The organism is Pseudoflavonifractor sp. An44, assembly GCF_002161675.1.
In the GTDB taxonomy this organism is placed as follows: domain Bacteria; phylum Bacillota; class Clostridia; order Oscillospirales; family Oscillospiraceae; genus Enterenecus; species Enterenecus faecium.
On the sequence record NZ_NFIH01000013.1, the window covers coordinates 33,359 to 52,658 of the forward strand.

Genomic DNA, 19,300 nt, shown 5'->3' on the forward strand with positions numbered 1-19,300 from the left:
AAACGCACTACATACATTCCACAGAACTGCTTCGGGCATCCTTCGATAGCTGGGCGTAGAGGCCGGGCTTGCCCCTCCCGAATCTCTCAGGGCAATACCAAGGAGACAATGGGCCGGGCAAGCTACGGCCCCTACCACAGCGCAACAAGACAGTGCTGCAAAAGCTGACGGCGGCGGGAACGCCGCTTGGCCAAGGTAGGCCCGGACGTGGAAACCACCCAGCCATAGGGCCAGCTGCCCAGGGTGGCCTGGTGTGGTGGCAGAAACAGGGGCCACAGCAAGGGTGACGGGCCGAACTTAGTTTTGACGCAGGCCCAGCCTCGTACCCCAGGGAGGTCCTTAGGGGGGAACGCCCTAAGCTGGTTTTGGTTTCTTTTGCCCGCTCAAAAGAAACCCCCAGCGGGGAGCGTCCCCACCAGGCTGGCAAGCCGGAACCTACGCCATTGGAGAAGGGCAGGTTCTCACCAACTGACCTGCTCTAAAATCCCCGTGAGGTACGCAATGGCCACCCCGTAGTTGGTCATGGGCACCCCCTGCCGTTGGGCCTGAGCCAACCGGGAGAGCACATAGGCCCGGTTGAACATGCACCCGCCGCAGTGGATAACCAGGTCGTACCCGGTGAGATCGTGGGGGAAGTCGTTGCCCGCCACCACATCCACCTGGAGGCCCTGCCCCACCCGACGGCGCAGCAGTCTGGGAATCTTCACCCGCCCGATGTCCTCTTCCAGAGGGGCGTGGGTGCACCCCTCGGCAATGAGCACCCGGCTGTTCTGGGTGAGGGTTCCAATGGCCTTTGCCCCCTGGGCAAAGGCGTCAATGTCCCCTTTATCCGCCGCCATGAGGATGGAAAAGGAGGTGAGCAGGCTCTCTTCCGGCTTTTTTGCCGCCACCAGGGGGAAGCACTGGGAATCGGTGATGATGAGCTTGGGGGGCGCGCTCAGAGCCGCCAGAGCCCCGTCCAGGCCGTGGTTGGTGGTACTCACCACGGTGCACTTCAAGTCCAGCAGATGCCGGATGGTGCGCACCTGGGGTAAAATCAACCGCCCCTTGGGGGCCTGGATGTCCTGAGGCATCACCAGCAGCACCACGTCCCCGGCGCTGCACAGCCCCCGGGTCAAGTCCTGCCGCCCGAAATCCTCGGGCACCAGGGCGGTGAGGGCGGCCCGCAGGGCCTCAATCCCTTCCCCGGTGGCGGAGCTCACCGCCACCGCCCGCTCAGCAAGCTCCTTGGGCAATTGGGCCGGAGCGGCCAAATCCCCCTTGGTCTGCACCACCAGAAAGGGGGTGTTCTGGGCTTTGAGCTGCTGGGCCCACTGCAAGTCCTCTTGGCTGGGCTGTCCTGCAATGACCAGCAGGGCCACGTCCGCCCGAGTGAGGGTGTCCCGGGTGGCCTCCACCCGCAGCTGCCCCAGCTCTCCCTCGTCGTCATACCCGGCGGTGTCGATGAACAGCACCGGGCCGATGGGGTGCAGCTCCATGGCCTTTTTCACCGGGTCGGCGGTGGTGCCCGCCACCGGGGACACCAGGGCCACCTGCTGGCCGGTGAGGGCGTTGATGAGGCTGGATTTTCCCGCATTGCGCCGCCCGTACAGGGCGATGTGCAGCCGCTGGGCGGCGGGGGTCTCCTGTAATCCGCTCATGGTCTTGTCCTCCTTAGAACCGGAAGTCCCGCATACCGCCCTCCATGTCGTGGAGGTGGCGGATGACGGTCTCCTTGACCTTGGGGTTGGTGATCTTGTCCACCTCTTTCTCAATGAGGGCCATGCCCTTTGCACGGGTCTCGGGGCTGGCGTAGTCCTCCAGGTACTCCTTGAGGGTCATCAGGGCATTGGGGTGGCAGCAGTTGACAATCTGGCCGCTCTTACACAGGGACATGAACCGGTCTCCGGTGCGGCCCTCCCGGTAGCAGGCGGTGCAGAAGCTGGGGATGTGGCCCATGTCTAACAGCCAGCTCACCACCTGGTCCAGGGTACGGGTGTCGCTGACCTCGAACTGGGAGGAGTCCTCCTCCTCTTCCTCGGCGTAGCCGCCCACGCTGGTGCGGCTGCCGCCGCTGATCTGGGACACGCCCAGCTCCAGCACCTTCTCCCGGCACTCCTTGCTCTCCCGGGTGGAGATGATGAGGCCGGTGTAGGGCACGGCAATGCGCAGCACCGCCACAATCTTGGCAAACAGCTCATCGCTGATGCCGTTGTCGAACTGGTCGGGGTCGATGTCGTCGGCCCGGCGCAGACGGGGCACGCTGATGGTGTGGGGACCCACCCCGTACACCGCCTCCAGGTGCTCGGCGTGCATGAGAAGGCCCACAAAGTCGTAGTCGTACAGGTTCAGGCCGAAGAGGACGCCGCAGCCCACGTCGTCAATGCCCCCCTCCATGGCCCGGTCCATGGCCTCGGTGTGGTAGGCGTAGTCACTCTTGGGCCCGGTGGGGTGCAGGTCCTCATACTGCTTCTGGTTGTAGGTCTCCTGGAAGAGAATGTAGGTGCCAATGCCCGCCTCTTTCAGCTTGCGGTAGTTCTCCACGGTGGTGGCGGCAATGTTCACATTCACCCGGCGGATGGCCCCGTTCTTATGGTGGATGGAGTAGATGGTGTGGATGCTCTCCAGCAGGTACTCCATGGTGTTGTGCACCGGGTCCTCGCCGGTCTCCAGGGCCAGACGCTTGTGGCCCATGTCCTGGAGGGCCACCACCTCCCGGACAATCTCCTCCTGGGTGAGCTTTTTCCGGGGAATGTGCTTGTTCTGGCCGTGGTAGGGGCAGTATTTGCAGCCGTTGATGCAGTAGTTGGACAGGTACAGGGGGGCAAACATGACGATGCGGTTGCCGTAGAACTTCTCCTTGATGCGCCTCGCCAGGTCGTACATCCGCTCCACCAAGTCGGGCTGGTCGCACTTGAGGAGCACCGCCGCCTCCCGGTGAGACAGGCCCTTGCAGTTTTCGGCCTTTTCCAGCAGCTCCTGGACCAGGGCCCGGTCATTGGCGTGTTCCTGGGCATAGGCCAGGGTGTCCCGGATTTCTCCATCGTGGATGAATTCCTGGGCGATATGGGATTTGGGATTGTACTGCATAGCTGATTCCTTCTTTCTCAAACATTCATCACAGGGGCACCCGCCCCAGGCTTCTGATCTGTTCCTCCAGCTGCTGGCGCTGGGCGGGAATGTCCGTGTCCGGCAGCTGGGCGGGATAGATTTCATACATGCGCTTGTAGCAGTTGGGGGTGATCTTCCGCATCACCACGTTGGCGCCCCCGGAAAACACCTGGCCGTTGTCCCCCCGCACGGTGAGGGCGGTGGTGGCAGGCAGGTTGGCGCTGGGCAGCATCAGCCGGGCCAGAGCCACACAGCGGCGGGTGAGCTCGGCATCTCCCGCCGTGCCATCCCGAAGGGGGGTATCCGGATGGGGCAAAAAGGGCCCGATGCCCGCCATGTCGCAGGGGATGGAGGCCAACAGCAGCAGGTCCTGGGCCAACGTCTCTAAGGTCTGACCCGGCAGGCCCACCATAAATCCGCTGCCCGTCTCGTACCCCAGACGCTTGAGGGTGCGCAGACAGCCCACCCGCTTGTCCAGGCTGCTGTCCGGGTGGAGGCGGCGGTACAGGTCGGGGTCGGCGGTCTCATGCTTGATGAGGTATCGGTCCGTCCCCGCCAGCTTCAAAAAGGCGTAGTCCTCCTCCCGCATCTCTCCGCACCCCAGGGTCACCGCCATATCGGTTTTGGCCTTGATGGCGGAGACGATTTGCCCCAGCATCAGGGGGGTATACCAGGGGTCCTCCCCGGACTGGAGCACAATGGTGCGGTAGCCCACGGCGTGGGCCTCACAGGCGGCCTGTACCACCTCCTCCGGGTCCATGCGGTAGCGGGTCAGATTTTGGCGGGGGGCCCGGAGGCCGCAGTAGGTGCACATGCGCCGACAGTGGTTGGAGATCTCCAGCAGGGCCCGGATGTGCACCGTATCTCCCACGGCTTCCGCCCGCACCTGGTCTGCCTGGGCGTAGATGGGGGAGAAATCCTCCCGCTCCAGCAGCTCCACCAACTCCCCCTGGGTAAACTCAGCTCTCATGGCTCTGGGTGGCGGGGGCGTACAGGGCCTTGGCGGACACCCCGCCCAGCTGGCCCAGCTTCCCGGTGAGGGCGCTGATGACGTCGTTGGGGGCGTCCAGAATGACGCTGATGACGCTCACCCCCCGCTGGCGGTAGGGCACCCCCATGCGGCCCACGATGTAGGTTCCATAGTCGTGGAGGAGGTTGTTGATGTGGTCGGTGGCGGACAGGTCCTCCACAATGATGCCGATGACGGCCAGGCGTGTGTCCATAGGCGTGTATCTCCTTTTTTGCAATAAAAAATGCCTGCACAGACCCACTGTGCAGGCAAAACAGGCGACAAAAGAGACTCCCCCGCACATTTGCGCGGGCGAGTGTGGAAAACAATCTGTCGTCTTTCCCTTCGGGGGACTCCCTTGGGGTCAGCACAGGATGGATGGGGACCGTTGGCGGCGGGCGAGGGCCCAGCGCCGCAGGCGTTGTGTTCAGTATACCACAGTAGGGCGGGTTTGCAAGGGGGTTTTCCGCCCCCCTATGCCTCCGTTTTGTAGGTGCGTCCTTCTCCACAGCCCAGGCTCAGGCTTGCCAGCCGGGGTTTGCTCCGCAGGGTGACTTTCTCCCCGATGAGAAAGTCACCAAAGAATCGCCAAAGGCGGGGCCTTTCCCCGCCTTGTGGAATCCACCCCGCGGTACTTGGTGTCCTTGCGTCTTTCTCTTTTCAGCCCTGGGCCCGGTGGGGTCACATAGATGGACAGGTAATTCTACCGAATATACCTGCTTCTCTGAAAAATAATCCTTCTACCCCCAGGGCCTTACCCTGGTGAGCCGCTGTTCCCAGCGATCGGGAGCCTGGCTTCCGGCGGCGGGAACGCCGCTTGGCCAGGGTAGGCCCGGAGGTGGAAACCACCCAGCCATAGGGCCAGCTGCCCAGGGTAGCCTGGTGTGGTGGCAGAACTAGGCGTCACAGCAAGGGTGACGGGCCGAACTTAGGCTTGACGCAGGTCCAGCCTCGTACCCAAAGGGAGGTCCTTAGGGGGGAACGCCCTAAGTGGCTTTTCGTCCATTTTGGCCACTCAAAATGGACCCCAGCGGAGCGTCCCTTCCAGGCTGGCAAGCCGGAACCTTGGGCGGTTAGACGAACAACCCCTTGTCAGCCTCACGGCTGACAGCTCCCCTTACACAGGGGAGCCTTTGAGCTAGGCAGTCACCGGGAGCCTGGCTTCCGGCAACTGGGAACAGTTGCACACCAGGGTGAGGCCCTGGCAATCGAAGTACAATGTTCCAGAGAAGCAGGCACGTTCCGTAGAATTTCCATGCCATCTATGTGACCCCACCGGGCCAAGGACCGAAAACAGAAAGACGCAGGGACAGCCTCGTACCCCAAGGGAGGTCCTTAGGGGGGAACGCCCTAAGTGGCTTTTCGTCCATTTTGGCCACTCAAAATGGACCCCAGCGGAGCGTCCCCGGCTGGGGCGCTGGTTTCCGCCGGGGACATCGGAGAACGGCAAGCCCAGCGGAGCACTCCCGGCTGGGGCAAGTGAAGAGTGAAGAGTGAAAAGTGAAGAAGTGCAGGGCTACCGCCCTGCGCCACAAAGGGTTTGCCTTTTCTCCCATTTGGTGATACAATGTCCCCTAGACTGTGCCGTGCACTGGCCGGCACCTGAAAAAGGAGTTACAACATGATGACTATGAAAAAGCGCATCACGTCTTTGCTTTTGGCCGCCGGGATGACCTTCTCCCTGGCCGCCTGTTCCACCCCTGCCGCCGAGCCCACCGACTCCCCCGCTCCCTCTGAGGAGATCGTGGCCGACCTGTCCAAGGATATTCTGGACTTCTCCGCCGGGCTCAAGGGCGACGAGACCATGCTCACCGCCAACGGCGAGGTGATTCCCGCCGACCTGTACCTGTACTTCCTGGCGGTGAACTGCGCCTACCTCACCCAGATGTACCAGGCCGATGTGACCGACTACGCCGACCAGCTCAAGGAGGACAGCAAGACCGTCACCGCCTACTACAAGATTCTGGAGGCCAAGTGCGAGGAGCTGGGCTGCCCCCTCACCGACGAGCAGCAGACCGAGCTCAACGAGACCCTCATGTCCGAGGGCCAGGAGAAGTACGACCAGCGCAAGACCATCAACGGCCTCAGCGACGAGACCATGAAGTTCGTCTACTCCATCAACTACTTCTATGACAACGTCCTCAACGCCACCATCGGCCAGCCCACCGAGGACGACCTGAACAACTACGTCTATCAGACCCGCCACATCCTGCTGAAGACCGTGGACACCGAGGGTACCCCCACCGTCCAGGAGGACGGCTCCTACGCCTATCCCAAGCTGGACGAGGAGACCATCAACGAGAAGAAGGCCCTGGCTGAGGACATTCTGGCCCAGCTCAACGCCAGCGACGACCCCTCCACCCTCTTCAACGACCTGATGAACGAGTACAGCGAGGACGAGGGCCTGGAGCAGAGCCCCGACGGCTACACTGCCACCCTGGGCCAGATGGTCTCCGCCTATGAGGAGGCCGCCCTGAAGCTGGACTACGGCCAGGTATCCGGCATTGTGGAGTCCGAGTACGGCTACCACATCATCATCCGGGACAAGGTGGCCGACACCAGCGAGTACGTGGACAAGTGGCGTGAGTACAAGATGGGCCAGCAGGTGGACCAGTGGATTGCCGACGCCGACATCCAGTCCACCGAGACTCTGGACAACCTGGACGTGGCCGACTTCTACAACAAGTTCAACGCCTATCAGGTGGCTCTCAACGAGAAGTACACCGCCGCCCAGGAGACTCCCTCTCCCTCCGTCAACCCCTCCGCTGACCCTGAGGCCACCGGCTCGGTGGAGGACGAGGCCGTGGGCTGAAGACAATGAAGAACGAAGAATGAAAAATGAAGAATGCAGGCCCAAAACATTGCCGCATTTCTTGGTTTGCTATGCGTAGGGGAGGGGCTTGCCCCTCCCGCAGCTCCCCTGGCATTGCCCTGGGTTTTCGGGCCGGGCAAGCCCGGCCCCTACGGCGGTCTGCCGGGGACTGTGTTCCCTTATAAAATCCGTGCCGCTTGCGGCACACCATACTTCTTCACTATTCATTATTCACTATTCATTCGTCCCCTTCCCCCCTCGCCATTTTTCCCTTGCACTCACTGTGTGCCCCTGATACAATGCACCCACAAAAGACGTGCAGCGGGCACAGAGAACAGAGAAATATAGACCAATCCGCGCAATTTTCGTGCGGATTGGTCTTTTTTTGTCCCCTCCTCCCCTGCACCCGAACAACAAAGGAGTGCATCGTTATGACCCAGTGGTACACCAAAAGCTCGGCCCAGGCCCTCCAGGAGCTGGACACCAACTCCAGCCGGGGCCTCACCTCCACCCAAGCCGCCCAGCGCCTCCAGCAATACGGCCCCAACCAGCTGGAGAAGCCCAAACCCACCCCCCTCATTCTGCGCTTTCTCCTCCAGCTCAAAGACCCCATGATCGTGGTGCTCCTCTTCGCTGCCGCCCTCTCCCTCATCTCCACCCACGGCGAGGACTGGATTGAGGCGGTAATTATCCTCCTCATTGTGGTGGTGAATGCGGTGATCTCCATCACCCAGGAGAACAGCGCCCACAAGGCCCTGGAGGCCTTGGAGCAGATGTCTGCCCCCCTGGCCAGGGTGGTGCGGGACGGCCAGACCCTCCGCCTGGACACCCGCCAGCTGGTGCCCGGGGACATCATCCTGCTGGAGGCGGGGGACCTGGTGCCCGCCGATGGCCGCATTTTACACTGTGCCAACCTGAAGGTGGACGAGTCCGCCATCACCGGGGAGTCGGTGCCGGTGTCCAAGGAGTCGGGGGCGGTGCTGGCGGAGGACACCGAGGTGGGAGACCAGTCCAACATGGTCATCTCCTCCACCGTCATCACCAATGGCCGGGCCACCTGCGTGGTCACCGCCACCGGCATGGACACCCAGGTGGGACGCATCGCCGGGATGCTCCTCAATCAGTCCGACCCCTCCACCCCCCTCCAGCGGAAGATGGGGGAGATCTCCTCCACCCTGTCCTTTGCCTGCCTGGGGGTGTGTGCGGTGATGTTCGGCATCGGCCTTCTCTACCACATCCCCCTGCTGGACATGTTCCTCACCGCCGTGGCCCTGGCGGTGGCCGCCATCCCTGAGGGCCTGCCCGCCATTGTCACCATCGTGCTGGCCCTGGGGGTGCAGCGGATGGTGCGCCACCACGCCATTGTGAAAAAGCTCCCGGCGGTGGAGACCCTGGGCTGCGCCGGGGTCATCTGCTCGGACAAGACGGGCACGTTGACCATGAACCGCATGACAGTGGTGCAAATCTGGACCGCCCGGGAAAAGCACCGCCTGGAAGCCCTCATTGTGGGGGCTTTGTGCAACGACGCCACTCTGAACCACGACTCGGACGGGGTGCCCCACCTGCTGGGGGACCCCACCGAGACCGCCCTGGTGGACGCCGCCCTGGAGGAGGGGCTGGACAAGGAGATTTTGGAACAGGAAATGCCGCGGGTGGCGGAAATTCCCTTCGATTCTCAGCGGAAACTCATGACCACCGTCCACCCCCTGCGGGGTCGGTATCGGGTGATGGTGAAGGGGGCCCCGGATGTGCTCCTGTCCCGGTGCACCCACATCCTCGCCGGGGCCTCGGTGCCCCTGGACGTGCCCACCCTGCGGCAGGTGGAGAGCGCCAACGCCGCCATGGCCCAGAACGCCCTGCGGGTGCTGGGCTGCGCCTACAAGGATGTGGACGTCATCCCGCCGCCCCGGGACATGGAGGCCCTCTTGGAGCACGATCTCACCTTTGTGGGGCTCATGGGCCTCATTGACCCGCCCCGGGTGGAGGTCAAACAGGCGGTGGCCCAGTGCTTTCAAGCGGGGATTCGCCCGGTGATGATCACCGGAGACCACAAACTCACCGCCGTGGCCATCGCCAAGGAGCTGGGCATCTTTCGGGAGGGGGACATGGCCCTCACCGGGGCGGACCTGGACTTTATGCCCCAGGAGATGCTGGAACAGGAGGCGGACAAATTCACCGTGTACGCCCGGGTGTCCCCGGAGCACAAAATGCGCATTGTCCAGGCCCTGCAAAATAAGGGCTATGTGGTGGCCATGACCGGGGACGGGGTCAACGACGCCCCCGCCCTGAAAGCCGCCGACATCGGCTGCGCCATGGGCATCACCGGCACCGACGTGGCCAAAGGGGCCGCCGACATGATTCTCACCGACGACAACTTTGCCACCATCGTCCACGCCGTGGAGCAGGGCCGGGGCATCTACGCCAACATCAAAAAGTCCATCCACTACCTGCTCTCCTGCAACATTGGGGAAATTTTGACCCTGTTTCTGGCCACCCTCTTTCACTTCCACCAGGCCCCCCTGGTGCCGGTGCAGCTTCTCTGGCTCAATCTGGTCACCGACTCCCTCCCCGCCCTGGCCCTGGGCCTGGAGCCGGTGGAGGCGGACGTGATGGAGAAGCCACCCCGCAAGGCCCACGAGCCCCTGTTCACCCCCTCCTTTACGTTTCGGCTTCTCTGGCAGGGGGCGCTGGTGGGGGCGCTGACCCTGCTGGCCTATTTTGTGGGGGAGTACGTGCTGGGGGACCCCACCACCGCCGACGCCACCGCCAACACCATGGCCTTTGCCACCCTCACCTTCTGCCAGCTGTTCCACGCCTTTGACGTGCGCAGTGAGCACCAGTCCCTGCTCTCCCTGGGGGTGTTCACCAACCCCGCCATGAACCAGGCTTTTGTGGTGGGCGCCGCCCTCCAGCTGGCTGTCCTCCTGCTGCCCCCCTTGATGGGGGTGTTTCACGTCACCTTTCTCACCTTCCAGCAATGGCTGGTCGTGGTGATTTTGTCCATAACTCCTGTTGTGGTGACAGAGGTGGAAAAGAGATTTTTTCACTCTTCGTCTAACGAATCCTCTCATTTCGCCTAATTTCCGTTGAAATCCACCAAGCATTTTTCTAATTTTTTCTATGAACTTTACAAAATTGTATTGTTGATTTTTTCACAATCTTCGGGTATAATCGGGGTAACTACGACATCCAAGAAGATCATTTTACATCATACTGGAGGTTACACATCATGAAAGAAGTATACGTGGTCAATTGCTGCCGCACCGCTGTCGGCTCCTTCGGCGGCTCCCTGAAGGACGTGCCCGCCGTGGACCTGGGCGCCACCGTGGTCAAGGAAGTTCTGAACCGTGGCGGCGTGAAGCCCGAGCAGGTGGACGAGGTCATGTTCGGCTGCATCCTCACTGCTGCCCAGGGCCAGAACCCCGCCCGTCAGGTGAGCGTGAAGGCCGGCATCCCCTACTCCGTCCCCGCTTACACCGTGGGCATGGTGTGCGGCTCCGGCATGAAGTCCGTCATCGAGGGCGCTCGCGCCATCCTGGCTGGCGACGCTGACGTGATCGTGGCTGGCGGCACCGAGAACATGTCCGCTGCTCCCTTCGCCCTGCCCAACGAGCGCTGGGGCGCCCGCATGGGTGACAAGAAGGTTGTGGATACCATGATCCGTGACGGTCTGTGGGACGCCTACAACAACTACCACATGGGCACCACCGCTGAGAACATCGCCGACGTGTGGGGCATCACCCGCGAGGAGATGGACGCCTTCGCCGTCAGCTCCCAGAACAAGACCGAGGCTGCTCAGGCCGCTGGCAAGTTCGTGGACGAGATCGTTCCCGTGATGGTGAAGAAAAAGAAGGAAATGGTGGAGTTCAAGGTGGACGAGTTCCCCAAGGCTGGCGTGACCATGGAGTCCGTGGGCAAGCTGCGTGGCGCTTTCCCCGTGGGTCCCGAGGGCGTGGAGGACGAGATCGTCCACACCTTTGAGGTGACCCAGGTCCACGAGGCCGATGCCAAGCAGCACGTGCAGCGCGTGACCGCTGCCAACGCCTCCGGCATCAACGACGGCGCTGCCGCCATCCTGCTGGCCTCCGGTGAGGCTGTGGAGAAGTACGGCCTGAAGCCCATGGCCAAGCTGGTCAGCTGGGGCCAGGGCGGCGTGGATCCCAAGATCATGGGCGTGGGCCCCGTGCCCGCTTCCCGTCAGGCCATGGCCAAGGCCGACCTGAAGATCGAGGACGTGGATCTGGTGGAGGCCAACGAGGCGTTCGCCGCTCAGTCCATCGCTGTGGCTCGTGAGCTGGGCTTCGACATGAGCAAGGTCAACGTCAACGGCGGCGCCATCTCCATCGGCCACCCCGTGGGCGCTTCCGGCGCTCGTATCATCGTCACTCTGCTCCACGAGATGCTCAAGCGCGACGAGGCCAAGCGCGGCCTGGCCACCCTGTGCATCGGCGGCGGCATGGGCGTTGCTACCATCTTCGAGAAGTGCTAATTTAAGTGCGTCTGAGCACCCGGGAGCAGGGAGCCTGGACCGGAGCGACAGGCAAAGCCCAGCAGCAGCCCACGGCTGTGCGGGTTTGCCTGGAGTCGCAGGGAAGGCGACCGTCGCGGAGGGTGTGAAGCGTATCTGTCCGTGAGGGTAGACGCACCATGCGTCCAACCCGAGCGTGATAACATCCAAGGACAAGGGTGTGGGGGGTCACCCCACACCCTTGTTTGAGTATTATCTCCTTTGATGGGTACCCCGTGGTAGGGGCCGTGGCTTGCCCGGCCCGTGGTTACCCTGGTATTGCCTTGGGGGATTCGGGAGGGGCAAGCCCCTCCCCTACGCCCAACAAATCCAAATCCGTGCCGCTGGAAGCGGCACACCATAATTCTTCATTATTCATTTTTCATTCTTCATTATTTTGGAGGTATCTTATGAGCTATCAGGAAGAATACCGTCAGAAGCTCACCACCGCTGAGGAAGCGGTGAAAGTGGTCAAGTCCGGAGACTGGGTGGACTACGGCTGGTGCACCAACACCGCCGAGGTGCTGGACCAGGCTCTGGCCGGACGCATGGGCGAGCTGTACGACGTGAAGGTGCGGGGCGGCATCCTGCTGCACATGCCCGCCATCGCCCAGATTGAGAATCCCGCCGAGCACTTCACCTGGAACTCCTGGCACATGGGCGGCACCGAGCGGAAGATGGCCAAGATCGGTCTGGCCTACTACGCCCCCATCCGCTACTCCGAGCTGCCCGGCTACTACCGGGACTGCATTGACCCCATCGACGTGGCCATGTTCCAGGTGGCTCCCATGGACCAGCACGGCTACTTCAACTTCGGCCCCAACGCCTCCCACCTGTATGACATGTGTGCCCGTGCCAAGCACATCATCGTGGAGGTCAACGAGAATATGCCCCGCTGCCTGGGCGGCTACCACACCGGGGTGCACATCTCCCAGGTCAACGCCATTGTGGAGGGCCCCAATGGCCCCATCGGCACCATGCCCGGCCTGAGCGAGCCCTCCGAGATCGACCTGGCGGTGGCCCGTCAGATCGTGGCCGAGATCCCCAACGGAGCCTGTCTCCAGCTGGGTATCGGCTCCATGCCCGGCGCTGTGGGCCAGATGATCGCTCAGTCCGATTTGAAGGACCTGGGCGTGCACACTGAGATGTACGTGGACGCCTTTGTGGCCATGACCAAAGCTGGTAAGATCACCGGCGCCCGGAAGAACTTCGACCAGGGCCGCCAGACCTACGCCTTCGCCGCCGGTACTCAGGAGCTGTACGACTTCCTGGACAACAACCCCGAGTGCATGAGCGCACCCGTGGACTACACCAACGACATCGCCCGGATGTCCACCCTGGACAACTTCATCTCCATCAACGGCGCGGTGGACATCGACCTCTTCGGCCAGGTCTCCTCCGAGTCCTCCGGCATCCACCACATCAGCGGCGCCGGCGGTCAGCAGGACTTCGTGATGGGCGCTTACCTGTCCCGTGGCGGTAAGAGCTTCATCTGCTGCTCCTCCACCTTCAAGGACAAGGCCACCGGCGAGGTGAAGTCCCGCATCCGTCCCACCCTCATTGAGGGCTCCATTGCCACCTGCACCCGGAGCAACCTCCACTATGTGGTCACCGAGCAGGGCATGTTCAATGTCAAGGGCAAGACCACTTGGGAGCGTGCCGAGGGCCTGATTTCCGTGGCTGCTCCCCAGTTCCGGGACGAGCTGATTGCCGCTGCCGAGGCTATGCACATCTGGCGCAAGTCCAACAAACGGTAAGTTCCCCTTTTCCCATTGCAAGGGCCTGTTGCAGCTGCAACAGGCCCTTGTCTTGCCCTCTCTCCTGGGGAGAGGGGCAACCTACGAATGGAGGAAGCCTGACCTTCTCCGATTTCTCTGGCGCAGACCAGCGCCCCAGCCGGGGACGCTCCGCTGGGCCCGATTTCTCCCCGATGAGAAATCGGGGAAAGAATCGCCAAAGGCGGGGCCTTCCCCCGCCTTGTGGAATCCACCCCGCGGTACTGGGTGGAAGGTGCGTCCTTCTCTGTTCGGCCCTTGGCCCGGTGAGGTCACATAGATGGCGTGGACATTCTATAGAAAGTCCCTGCTCCTCTGGTAGTTGGTACTTCTCTTGCCAGGGCCTTACCTTGGTATGCAACTATTCCTAGTTGCCGGAAGACTGGCTCCTGGCGGCGGGAACGCCGCTTCTCCAAGGTAGGCCCGGACATGGAATCAACCCAGCCATAGGGCCAGCTGCCATGGTAACTTGGTATGGTGGCACAAACAGGGGCCATAGCAAGGGTGACGGGCCGAACCTAGTCTTGACGCATGCCCAGCCTCGTACCCCCAAGGGGGGTACTTAGGGGGGAACGCCCTAAGCGGGTTTTGGTTTCTTTTGCCCGCTCAAAAGAAACCCCCAGCGGGTAGCGTCCCCGCCGCACTGGCAGGTGCGCAGAAGAGAGATTGGAGGAGGGGATGCCTCCTTTCCCCTCTTCCCTTTCCCCCATTTTTGGTGTACACTGTGGACAGTCTTACACAAGAAAGGAACCTACCATCATGTCGAAGAAAAAGAACAAGAAATCCAATCCCCACTCCGCCCCCCAGCCCAAGGCCAAGCCCACCCAGCCCGCCAAGAAGTCCAATCCCCTGGTGTGGGGCATCGGCGCCATTGTGGTGGTGGCCATTGTGATCATCGCCGCTGTGGTGCTGACCCAGAAGCCCTCCACCACCTCCGGTGCTCAGAGCTCTGCCAATCCCACTGCCACCACCAGCGCCGACACCTACACGCCCCCCGCTCTGGAGGAGGACGTGACCTACACCGCCCGCATCGACGTAAAGGACTACGGCACCATTACCGTGGAGCTGGACCAGTCCGCCGCCCCCATCACCTGCGCCAACTTCGTGGAGCTGGCCAACAGCGGCTTCTATAACGGCCTGACCTTCCACCGCATCATGGACGGCTTTATGATTCAGGGCGGCGACCCCGAGGGCAACGGCACCGGCGGCTCCGAGCATGAGATCGTGGGCGAGTTCTCCTCCAACGGCTGGGACAACCCCCTGTCCCACAAGCGGGGCACCATCTCCATGGCCCGCTCCAACGACCCCAACTCCGCCTCCTCCCAGTTCTTCATCGTCCATGAGGACTCCACCTTCCTGGACCCCGACTATGCCGCCTTTGGCACCGTCACCGAGGGTATGGACGTGGTGGACGCCATCTGTAAGGACGCCCAGCCCACCGACGGCAACGGCACCATTCCCGCCTCGGAGCAGCCCGTCATCACCTCCGTCACCATCCTCACCGACAAGTAACATGACCCACGAGGAATACATGCAGGAGGCCCTGAAGGAGGCCAAAGCCTGCATCCCCCAGGGAGACGTGCCCGTGGGCTGCGTCATCGTCTCCCCAGAGGGGGACATCATCGGCCGGGGCCGCAACCGCCGGGAGGCGGACGGCCGGGCCACCGCCCACGCCGAGGTGGAGGCCATCAACATGGCCTGTGCCGCTGTGGGCTCCTGGCGGCTCACCGGGTGCACCCTGTACGTCACCCTGGAGCCCTGCCCCATGTGCGCCGGGGCCATCATCAATTCCCGCATCGCCTGTGTGCGCTACGGGGCCCGTGAGGACAAATCCGGGTGCTGCGGGTCGGTGCTCAACCTCTTCGAGGAGCGGTTTAACCACCACCCCCGCATCTACGGCGGCCTGTTGGAAGAGGCCTGCCGGGGGATTTTGGAGGAGTTTTTTTCCACTCTCCGGTGACTTTACAAAGTCTTTGCAGCATTTAATACTTTTGTAACAATTGTGCACAAACTTTTGTAATGACTGTTGCGTATCATAACACTTGCAAGAGATATCCTTTCTTTTTCATTCTATCCTCCATCCTTCTAAAAAACTCCGGGGCTTTGCAAGCGGCCCTGGAGTTTTTGTGTTTTACCCCCAAACTATGGCCTCTTTTTAGCGTCATTTCAGCTTTCTGGTTTATACTCAGAGGGACACAACTCACTAGAAAGGTGGTCGTACCATGGCGACACAATTGGAACAAGCCCAGAGAGGCCAGCGCAAGGCCATGCTGGAGGTATATGAGGGCTGCTTCACCTCGGACGAGGACCCCGCCGCCACGGCCACCCCCACTACCACCGACGAGGACGCCTCTGCCACCGAGACCGCCACCAGCGATGAGACCGCTGACACCTACACCCCCGCTGCTCTGGAGTCTGGTGTCACCTACACCGCCCAGATTGAGGTGAAGGACTACGGCACCATCACCGTGGAGCTGGACCAGGAGGCCGCCCCCATCACCTGCGCCAACTTCGTGGAGCTGGCCAACAGCGGCTTCTATAACGGCCTCACCTTCCACCGCATCATCGAGGGCTTTATGATGCAGGGCGGCGACCCCAACGGGGACGGAACCGGCGGCTCGGACAACAACATCGTGGGCGAGTTTACCAACAACGGCTATGAGAACAACCTCTCCCACACCCGTGGCGCCATCTCCATGGCCCGCTCCTCGGACTACAACTCCGCCAGCTCTCAATTCTTCATTGTCCAGGAGGACAGCACCAATCTGGACGGGGACTATGCCGTGTTCGGCTATGTCACCCAGGGTATGGACGTGGTGGATGCCATCTGTGAGGCCGCCCAGCCCACCGACGACAACGGCACCATTTCCGCCGAGGACCAGCCGGTGATCACCTCCATCACTATTCTCACCGATCAGTAAGCAGCTATAAACCCCCGGAGCATACTCCGGGGGTTTTATACCTTTTCTCTTTTTCTATGTCTGCACATTGATAATTGCTTGGGTAGTGTCAAGAGTTTTGCGCAAATTGGTTTGCAGGCCCTGGCATGAATGAAGTCAGCCAGCAATGGAGACGTCCTCAATGGCAGCCTCCAGATGCTTCATGTTCATGTACTTCTTGTTTCCCCACTGGGTGCCAGCCACATGGCGTAGCCTGGCACAGACCAGCATGAGGGCAGAGTTGCCGTCCGGGAAACTGCCCACCACACGGGTACGGCGGCGAATCTCCCGGTTCAGCCTCTCAATGACATTGTTGGTGCGGATGCGAGTCCAGTGTTCACTGGGAAAATCACAATAGGTCAGCGTCTCCTCGATTCCGTCTTCTACCTTCTTAGCAGCTTCCTTTAGCTTCATCGAGCGCAGCTCCTCCACTACGGCCTTGGCTTTTTCTCTGGCGGCTTTCTTGCCCTCCTGGGCATGGATTGCTTTGAGCATCTTGGCTACCAGCTTTACCTTGGAGCGAGGAGTTACAGAGAATATATTGCGGTAAAAGTGGACGGTACACCGCTGATATTTGGCTTCAGGGAACACTTCTCCCACAGCCTCCAGCATACCAAGACACTTGTCACCAACGATGAGTTTCACGCCATCTAGACCACGGCTACGGAGCCACTGAAAGAAGCTGACCCAGCTGGCTTTGTCCTCTTTCATTCCCTCCGCAGCACCAAGGACTTCACGATATCCGTCCTCATTTACCGCAATCGCTACCAGAATGGCCACATTTTCAAACTATCCACCCCGAAACAAGTTGACAAGTTTTTTTAATCAAAAACAGCTACCCATTCATGGACATGGTCTTTTGTCTATGGTATAATATAAGCAAATTATGGAAGGGGATGATATTTTGGCAGGTTTTTGGGATTTTTTATCAACCCTTGTTAGTTCAAAAAAAGACAAGGATAGCAGTTCAGTTGTTGTAAAAAATTATATTAGCGGTAATAACAACCAAAAAAATAACACCACCAATAAAAGTAATGGTGGAAGGGGTACCGGAACCAGTAAATCCTTTAGACCCTCACAATCATCCCAAAATACAAAGAAGAATGTCTCCTCTAATACTCGCGTAACCTTGCAAAGTATACACCTTTATTCTACAGGTTCGAAAGGAAAGGTGTATACAGATAAGTTTTACAAATCAATCAATCATAACTTTGGTATTGAAGTGGTATTGAAGAACACGTCTAGCAGTACACAGACCATTCATTTAGGTCATTGTATTTATAACGAAAGTGGTAATGTCGTGTTCAAAGGAAACTTCACTCCGAAAATTAATCCCCACTCTACTTTGACACATAATATTTTTGTCGATGCAAAATCCTTTGCTAAAATGAAAAGTGGAAAATACAAATCACAATTTTGGATTAATAACACAAAAGTTCAAAAAGCCTTTTTTACAGTTGCTTACAAATAGCAATTTGATATGAAAGGAGAATTATTATGCAGATACCTTTAAACGTGCCATCGCAGCCAAAGCGGCCTCCGCTTGAACTATGTAAAATTAGTCTATACTCTACTGGAGCAAGAGGGAAAGTCTTTACTAGTCATTTCTATAAAGCTTTGAATCATAATTTCGGCGTCGAAATGGTTCTACGAAATAATACATCGACATCCCAAACTGTTAAGATTGGAGGATGTGTGTATGATGTTCAGGGAAATACCGTTGTCAAGTGGGGAACCACTAAGCAGATTGGTGCCCATAGTTCATCTACGCAAGATTTTTATGTGCGTGAAGAAACCTTTTCTGAATTAAAAGAAGGAAAATACAAAATACAGTTTTGGATCAATAACAAAAAGGTTCAAAAGGACTTTTTCACTATTACATTTAAATAACTAGAACACATTCAAAAATCATGGGCAGAAAACACGAATTGTTTTTCTGCCCATGATTTCACTTGTTATTGAAGCAAGCTGCTCGACGGTGTCAATGAGTATTTCTTCCTCGATGGCAGCCTCCAGATGCTTGCTTAGCACTTGCGTAAATCTTGCTTAGATTTATGTATTTGCTGAGTTTTAAGCAAAAAAATCAGGAGCGGAACACCTTGCGGTGCGCCACTCCCTACAAAAGCATTACTGCTTTTCAATGGTGCTAACATTATATGCTGTATTGGTCAAATTGTCAACAATTTTTCGAAGAAATTCATATGTACCACAAATTTTTGTGTTTGAAGCAAAGTATTCCTTATGTCGTACCACTCGCCCGTGTAAAAAATCAGACAATTCTTCATATCTCTTTTGCTTGGGAACAGGATTCATTAGCTTATCATACACATACAGCAACACCACAATATCATGGGTAAATGCGGATTTCATATTGTTCGTTCGGGAGCTTTTCGAGATTCCCTCTATGGCCTTTAGCCACTGAACCACTTCACTGGCTACCTGTTTTGTGCCGTCCAATCTTCTGGAGAGATTATTGATGAGGCAATTGCTATGTGCCGCAGCATTTCGCAAATCCCGAACGGTATTCATCAGCTTATGGTCTACGATCTTTACACCATATCGATTTCGATAAAAATGGCACAGATGGAGCAGAGTACCAAATGAAATCACTTCTACAAATACCCATATTGGAAAATCTAGCTCATACTTTTCAATCAGGTCATGACAATAGTAACTGGATTTGTGGCTCTCCACCTGCTTGCGTACCTTTTCATTGGAACATAAGAAATCTTTGACCAGTTGATATCCATCTTCCCCTGGATTTTCTGTTACAAGATGAACTAGCCGTACTTTGATGGCATGTTCGATATCCAGGCACATTTTCATGATCAAGTACCTTAGATGCATATCTATGGTGGATAGCTCCTTTAAATGTGCAAAATCCAAGCCAATATATTGCCCTTTTAGCCTTCCCTCTTGGCATTTCGAGTAATTCTCCCGATAAGCTGCCACTTTCATGTAGTAGCTGTGCTTGGCTAAAAAAGTTCTTGCCTCATCCTCTGTGATTGCGTGGAAGGTAATGCCCTTTGTCTTCATATGCTGGATTTGCTCATCTATGGATAACATCCGCTTCATTCTTACATCACCAATTCATGATTTATGATATATTGTATCATATTTTGTCCCATGATAAAAGCTTCTAACTAACAAAACTTCCACACTCTTCGC

General features: G+C 58.6%; 14 protein-coding genes and 1 pseudogene. 9 read left to right on the forward strand and 6 right to left on the reverse strand.

The window, feature by feature from the left end; all coding sequences use genetic code 11:
• Positions 1–461: 461 nt before the first annotated feature.
• Genes hydF through B5F98_RS07480 form a run of 4 tightly spaced genes read right to left on the reverse strand, consistent with a single transcriptional unit; the run spans position 462 to position 4,313 of the window.
• Complete coding sequence (hydF, locus tag B5F98_RS07465; RefSeq protein WP_087371023.1) at positions 462–1,640, reverse strand: [FeFe] hydrogenase H-cluster maturation GTPase HydF; 1,179 nt, start codon at positions 1,638–1,640, stop codon at positions 462–464.
• A gap of 13 nt (positions 1,641–1,653) precedes the next feature.
• On the reverse strand, positions 1,654–3,069 hold the full coding sequence (hydG, locus tag B5F98_RS07470) for a [FeFe] hydrogenase H-cluster radical SAM maturase HydG (RefSeq protein WP_087371026.1): 1,416 nt from the start codon (positions 3,067–3,069) through the stop codon (positions 1,654–1,656).
• 28 nt (positions 3,070–3,097) lie between these two features.
• Complete coding sequence (gene hydE / locus B5F98_RS07475) at positions 3,098–4,060, reverse strand: [FeFe] hydrogenase H-cluster radical SAM maturase HydE (RefSeq protein WP_087371029.1); 963 nt, start codon at positions 4,058–4,060, stop codon at positions 3,098–3,100.
• Positions 4,050–4,313, reverse strand: coding sequence for a TM1266 family iron-only hydrogenase system putative regulator (locus tag B5F98_RS07480; RefSeq protein WP_087232376.1), 264 nt, complete (start codon positions 4,311–4,313; stop codon positions 4,050–4,052). The genes hydE and B5F98_RS07480 overlap by 11 nt, the downstream gene beginning before the upstream one ends.
• A 1,407-nt stretch (positions 4,314–5,720) precedes the next feature.
• Here B5F98_RS07480 and B5F98_RS07485 point away from each other — a divergent pair.
• From B5F98_RS07485 to B5F98_RS07515, 7 genes are all read left to right on the forward strand, one after another.
• Positions 5,721–6,911 (forward strand): peptidylprolyl isomerase, encoded by a 1,191-nt coding sequence (locus B5F98_RS07485; RefSeq protein WP_087371032.1) that lies wholly within the window; start codon positions 5,721–5,723, stop codon positions 6,909–6,911.
• Between the two features lie 431 nt (positions 6,912–7,342).
• Entirely contained in the window at positions 7,343–9,991 is a 2,649-nt protein-coding gene (locus B5F98_RS07490; RefSeq protein ID WP_087371035.1) for a calcium-translocating P-type ATPase, PMCA-type, read from the forward strand.
• A gap of 149 nt (positions 9,992–10,140) precedes the next feature.
• A complete protein-coding gene (locus tag B5F98_RS07495; protein WP_087232367.1) occupies positions 10,141–11,400 on the forward strand; it encodes an acetyl-CoA C-acetyltransferase in 1,260 nt (419 codons plus the stop codon).
• Between the two features lie 428 nt (positions 11,401–11,828).
• Entirely contained in the window at positions 11,829–13,175 is a 1,347-nt protein-coding gene (locus B5F98_RS07500) for a butyryl-CoA:acetate CoA-transferase (protein ID WP_087371038.1), read from the forward strand.
• Between the two features lie 777 nt (positions 13,176–13,952).
• Positions 13,953–14,705 carry a peptidylprolyl isomerase gene (locus B5F98_RS07505; RefSeq protein ID WP_087371041.1) on the forward strand — a complete coding sequence of 251 codons (753 nt, stop codon included), beginning with the start codon at positions 13,953–13,955 and terminating at the stop codon, positions 14,703–14,705.
• Position 14,706: 1 nt separating this feature from the next.
• Positions 14,707–15,153: a nucleoside deaminase gene (locus tag B5F98_RS07510; protein ID WP_087371044.1), complete on the forward strand. Its 447-nt coding sequence runs from the start codon at positions 14,707–14,709 to the stop codon at positions 15,151–15,153.
• A 262-nt stretch (positions 15,154–15,415) separates the two neighbouring features.
• Positions 15,416–16,114, forward strand: a complete 699-nt coding sequence (locus B5F98_RS07515; RefSeq protein WP_242961625.1) for a peptidylprolyl isomerase — start codon at positions 15,416–15,418, stop codon at positions 16,112–16,114.
• A 135-nt stretch (positions 16,115–16,249) separates the two neighbouring features.
• On the opposite strand, the pseudogene B5F98_RS07520 reads toward B5F98_RS07515, so the two are convergent.
• Positions 16,250–16,930 (reverse strand): annotated as a pseudogene (locus tag B5F98_RS07520) (IS256 family transposase); the annotation flags it as partial.
• Between the two features lie 88 nt (positions 16,931–17,018).
• Here B5F98_RS07520 and B5F98_RS12740 point away from each other — a divergent pair.
• Positions 17,019–17,603 carry a hypothetical protein gene (locus B5F98_RS12740; RefSeq protein WP_143482352.1) on the forward strand — a complete coding sequence of 195 codons (585 nt, stop codon included), beginning with the start codon at positions 17,019–17,021 and terminating at the stop codon, positions 17,601–17,603.
• Between the two features lie 26 nt (positions 17,604–17,629).
• Positions 17,630–18,022, forward strand: coding sequence for a hypothetical protein (locus B5F98_RS12745; RefSeq protein ID WP_143482351.1), 393 nt, complete (start codon positions 17,630–17,632; stop codon positions 18,020–18,022).
• A 237-nt stretch (positions 18,023–18,259) separates the two neighbouring features.
• Here B5F98_RS12745 and B5F98_RS07530 read toward each other — a convergent pair whose 3' ends face one another.
• Complete coding sequence (locus B5F98_RS07530; RefSeq protein ID WP_087371047.1) at positions 18,260–19,207, reverse strand: Abi family protein; 948 nt, start codon at positions 19,205–19,207, stop codon at positions 18,260–18,262.
• Positions 19,208–19,300: the final 93 nt, after the last annotated feature.

Coding starts and splice junctions, on each gene's coding strand:
- hydF (WP_087371023.1), bottom strand. CDS start 1,640: ATGAGCGGATTACAGGAGACCCCCGCCGCCCAGCGGCTGCACATCGCC.
- hydG (WP_087371026.1), bottom strand. CDS start 3,069: ATGCAGTACAATCCCAAATCCCATATCGCCCAGGAATTCATCCACGAT.
- hydE (WP_087371029.1), bottom strand. CDS start 4,060: ATGAGAGCTGAGTTTACCCAGGGGGAGTTGGTGGAGCTGCTGGAGCGG.
- B5F98_RS07480 (WP_087232376.1), bottom strand. CDS start 4,313: ATGGACACACGCCTGGCCGTCATCGGCATCATTGTGGAGGACCTGTCC.
- B5F98_RS07485 (WP_087371032.1), top strand. CDS start 5,721: ATGATGACTATGAAAAAGCGCATCACGTCTTTGCTTTTGGCCGCCGGG.
- B5F98_RS07490 (WP_087371035.1), top strand. CDS start 7,343: ATGACCCAGTGGTACACCAAAAGCTCGGCCCAGGCCCTCCAGGAGCTG.
- B5F98_RS07495 (WP_087232367.1), top strand. CDS start 10,141: ATGAAAGAAGTATACGTGGTCAATTGCTGCCGCACCGCTGTCGGCTCC.
- B5F98_RS07500 (WP_087371038.1), top strand. CDS start 11,829: ATGAGCTATCAGGAAGAATACCGTCAGAAGCTCACCACCGCTGAGGAA.
- B5F98_RS07505 (WP_087371041.1), top strand. CDS start 13,953: ATGTCGAAGAAAAAGAACAAGAAATCCAATCCCCACTCCGCCCCCCAG.
- B5F98_RS07510 (WP_087371044.1), top strand. CDS start 14,707: ATGACCCACGAGGAATACATGCAGGAGGCCCTGAAGGAGGCCAAAGCC.
- B5F98_RS07515 (WP_242961625.1), top strand. CDS start 15,416: ATGGCGACACAATTGGAACAAGCCCAGAGAGGCCAGCGCAAGGCCATG.
- B5F98_RS12740 (WP_143482352.1), top strand. CDS start 17,019: ATGGAAGGGGATGATATTTTGGCAGGTTTTTGGGATTTTTTATCAACC.
- B5F98_RS12745 (WP_143482351.1), top strand. CDS start 17,630: ATGCAGATACCTTTAAACGTGCCATCGCAGCCAAAGCGGCCTCCGCTT.
- B5F98_RS07530 (WP_087371047.1), bottom strand. CDS start 19,207: ATGAAGCGGATGTTATCCATAGATGAGCAAATCCAGCATATGAAGACA.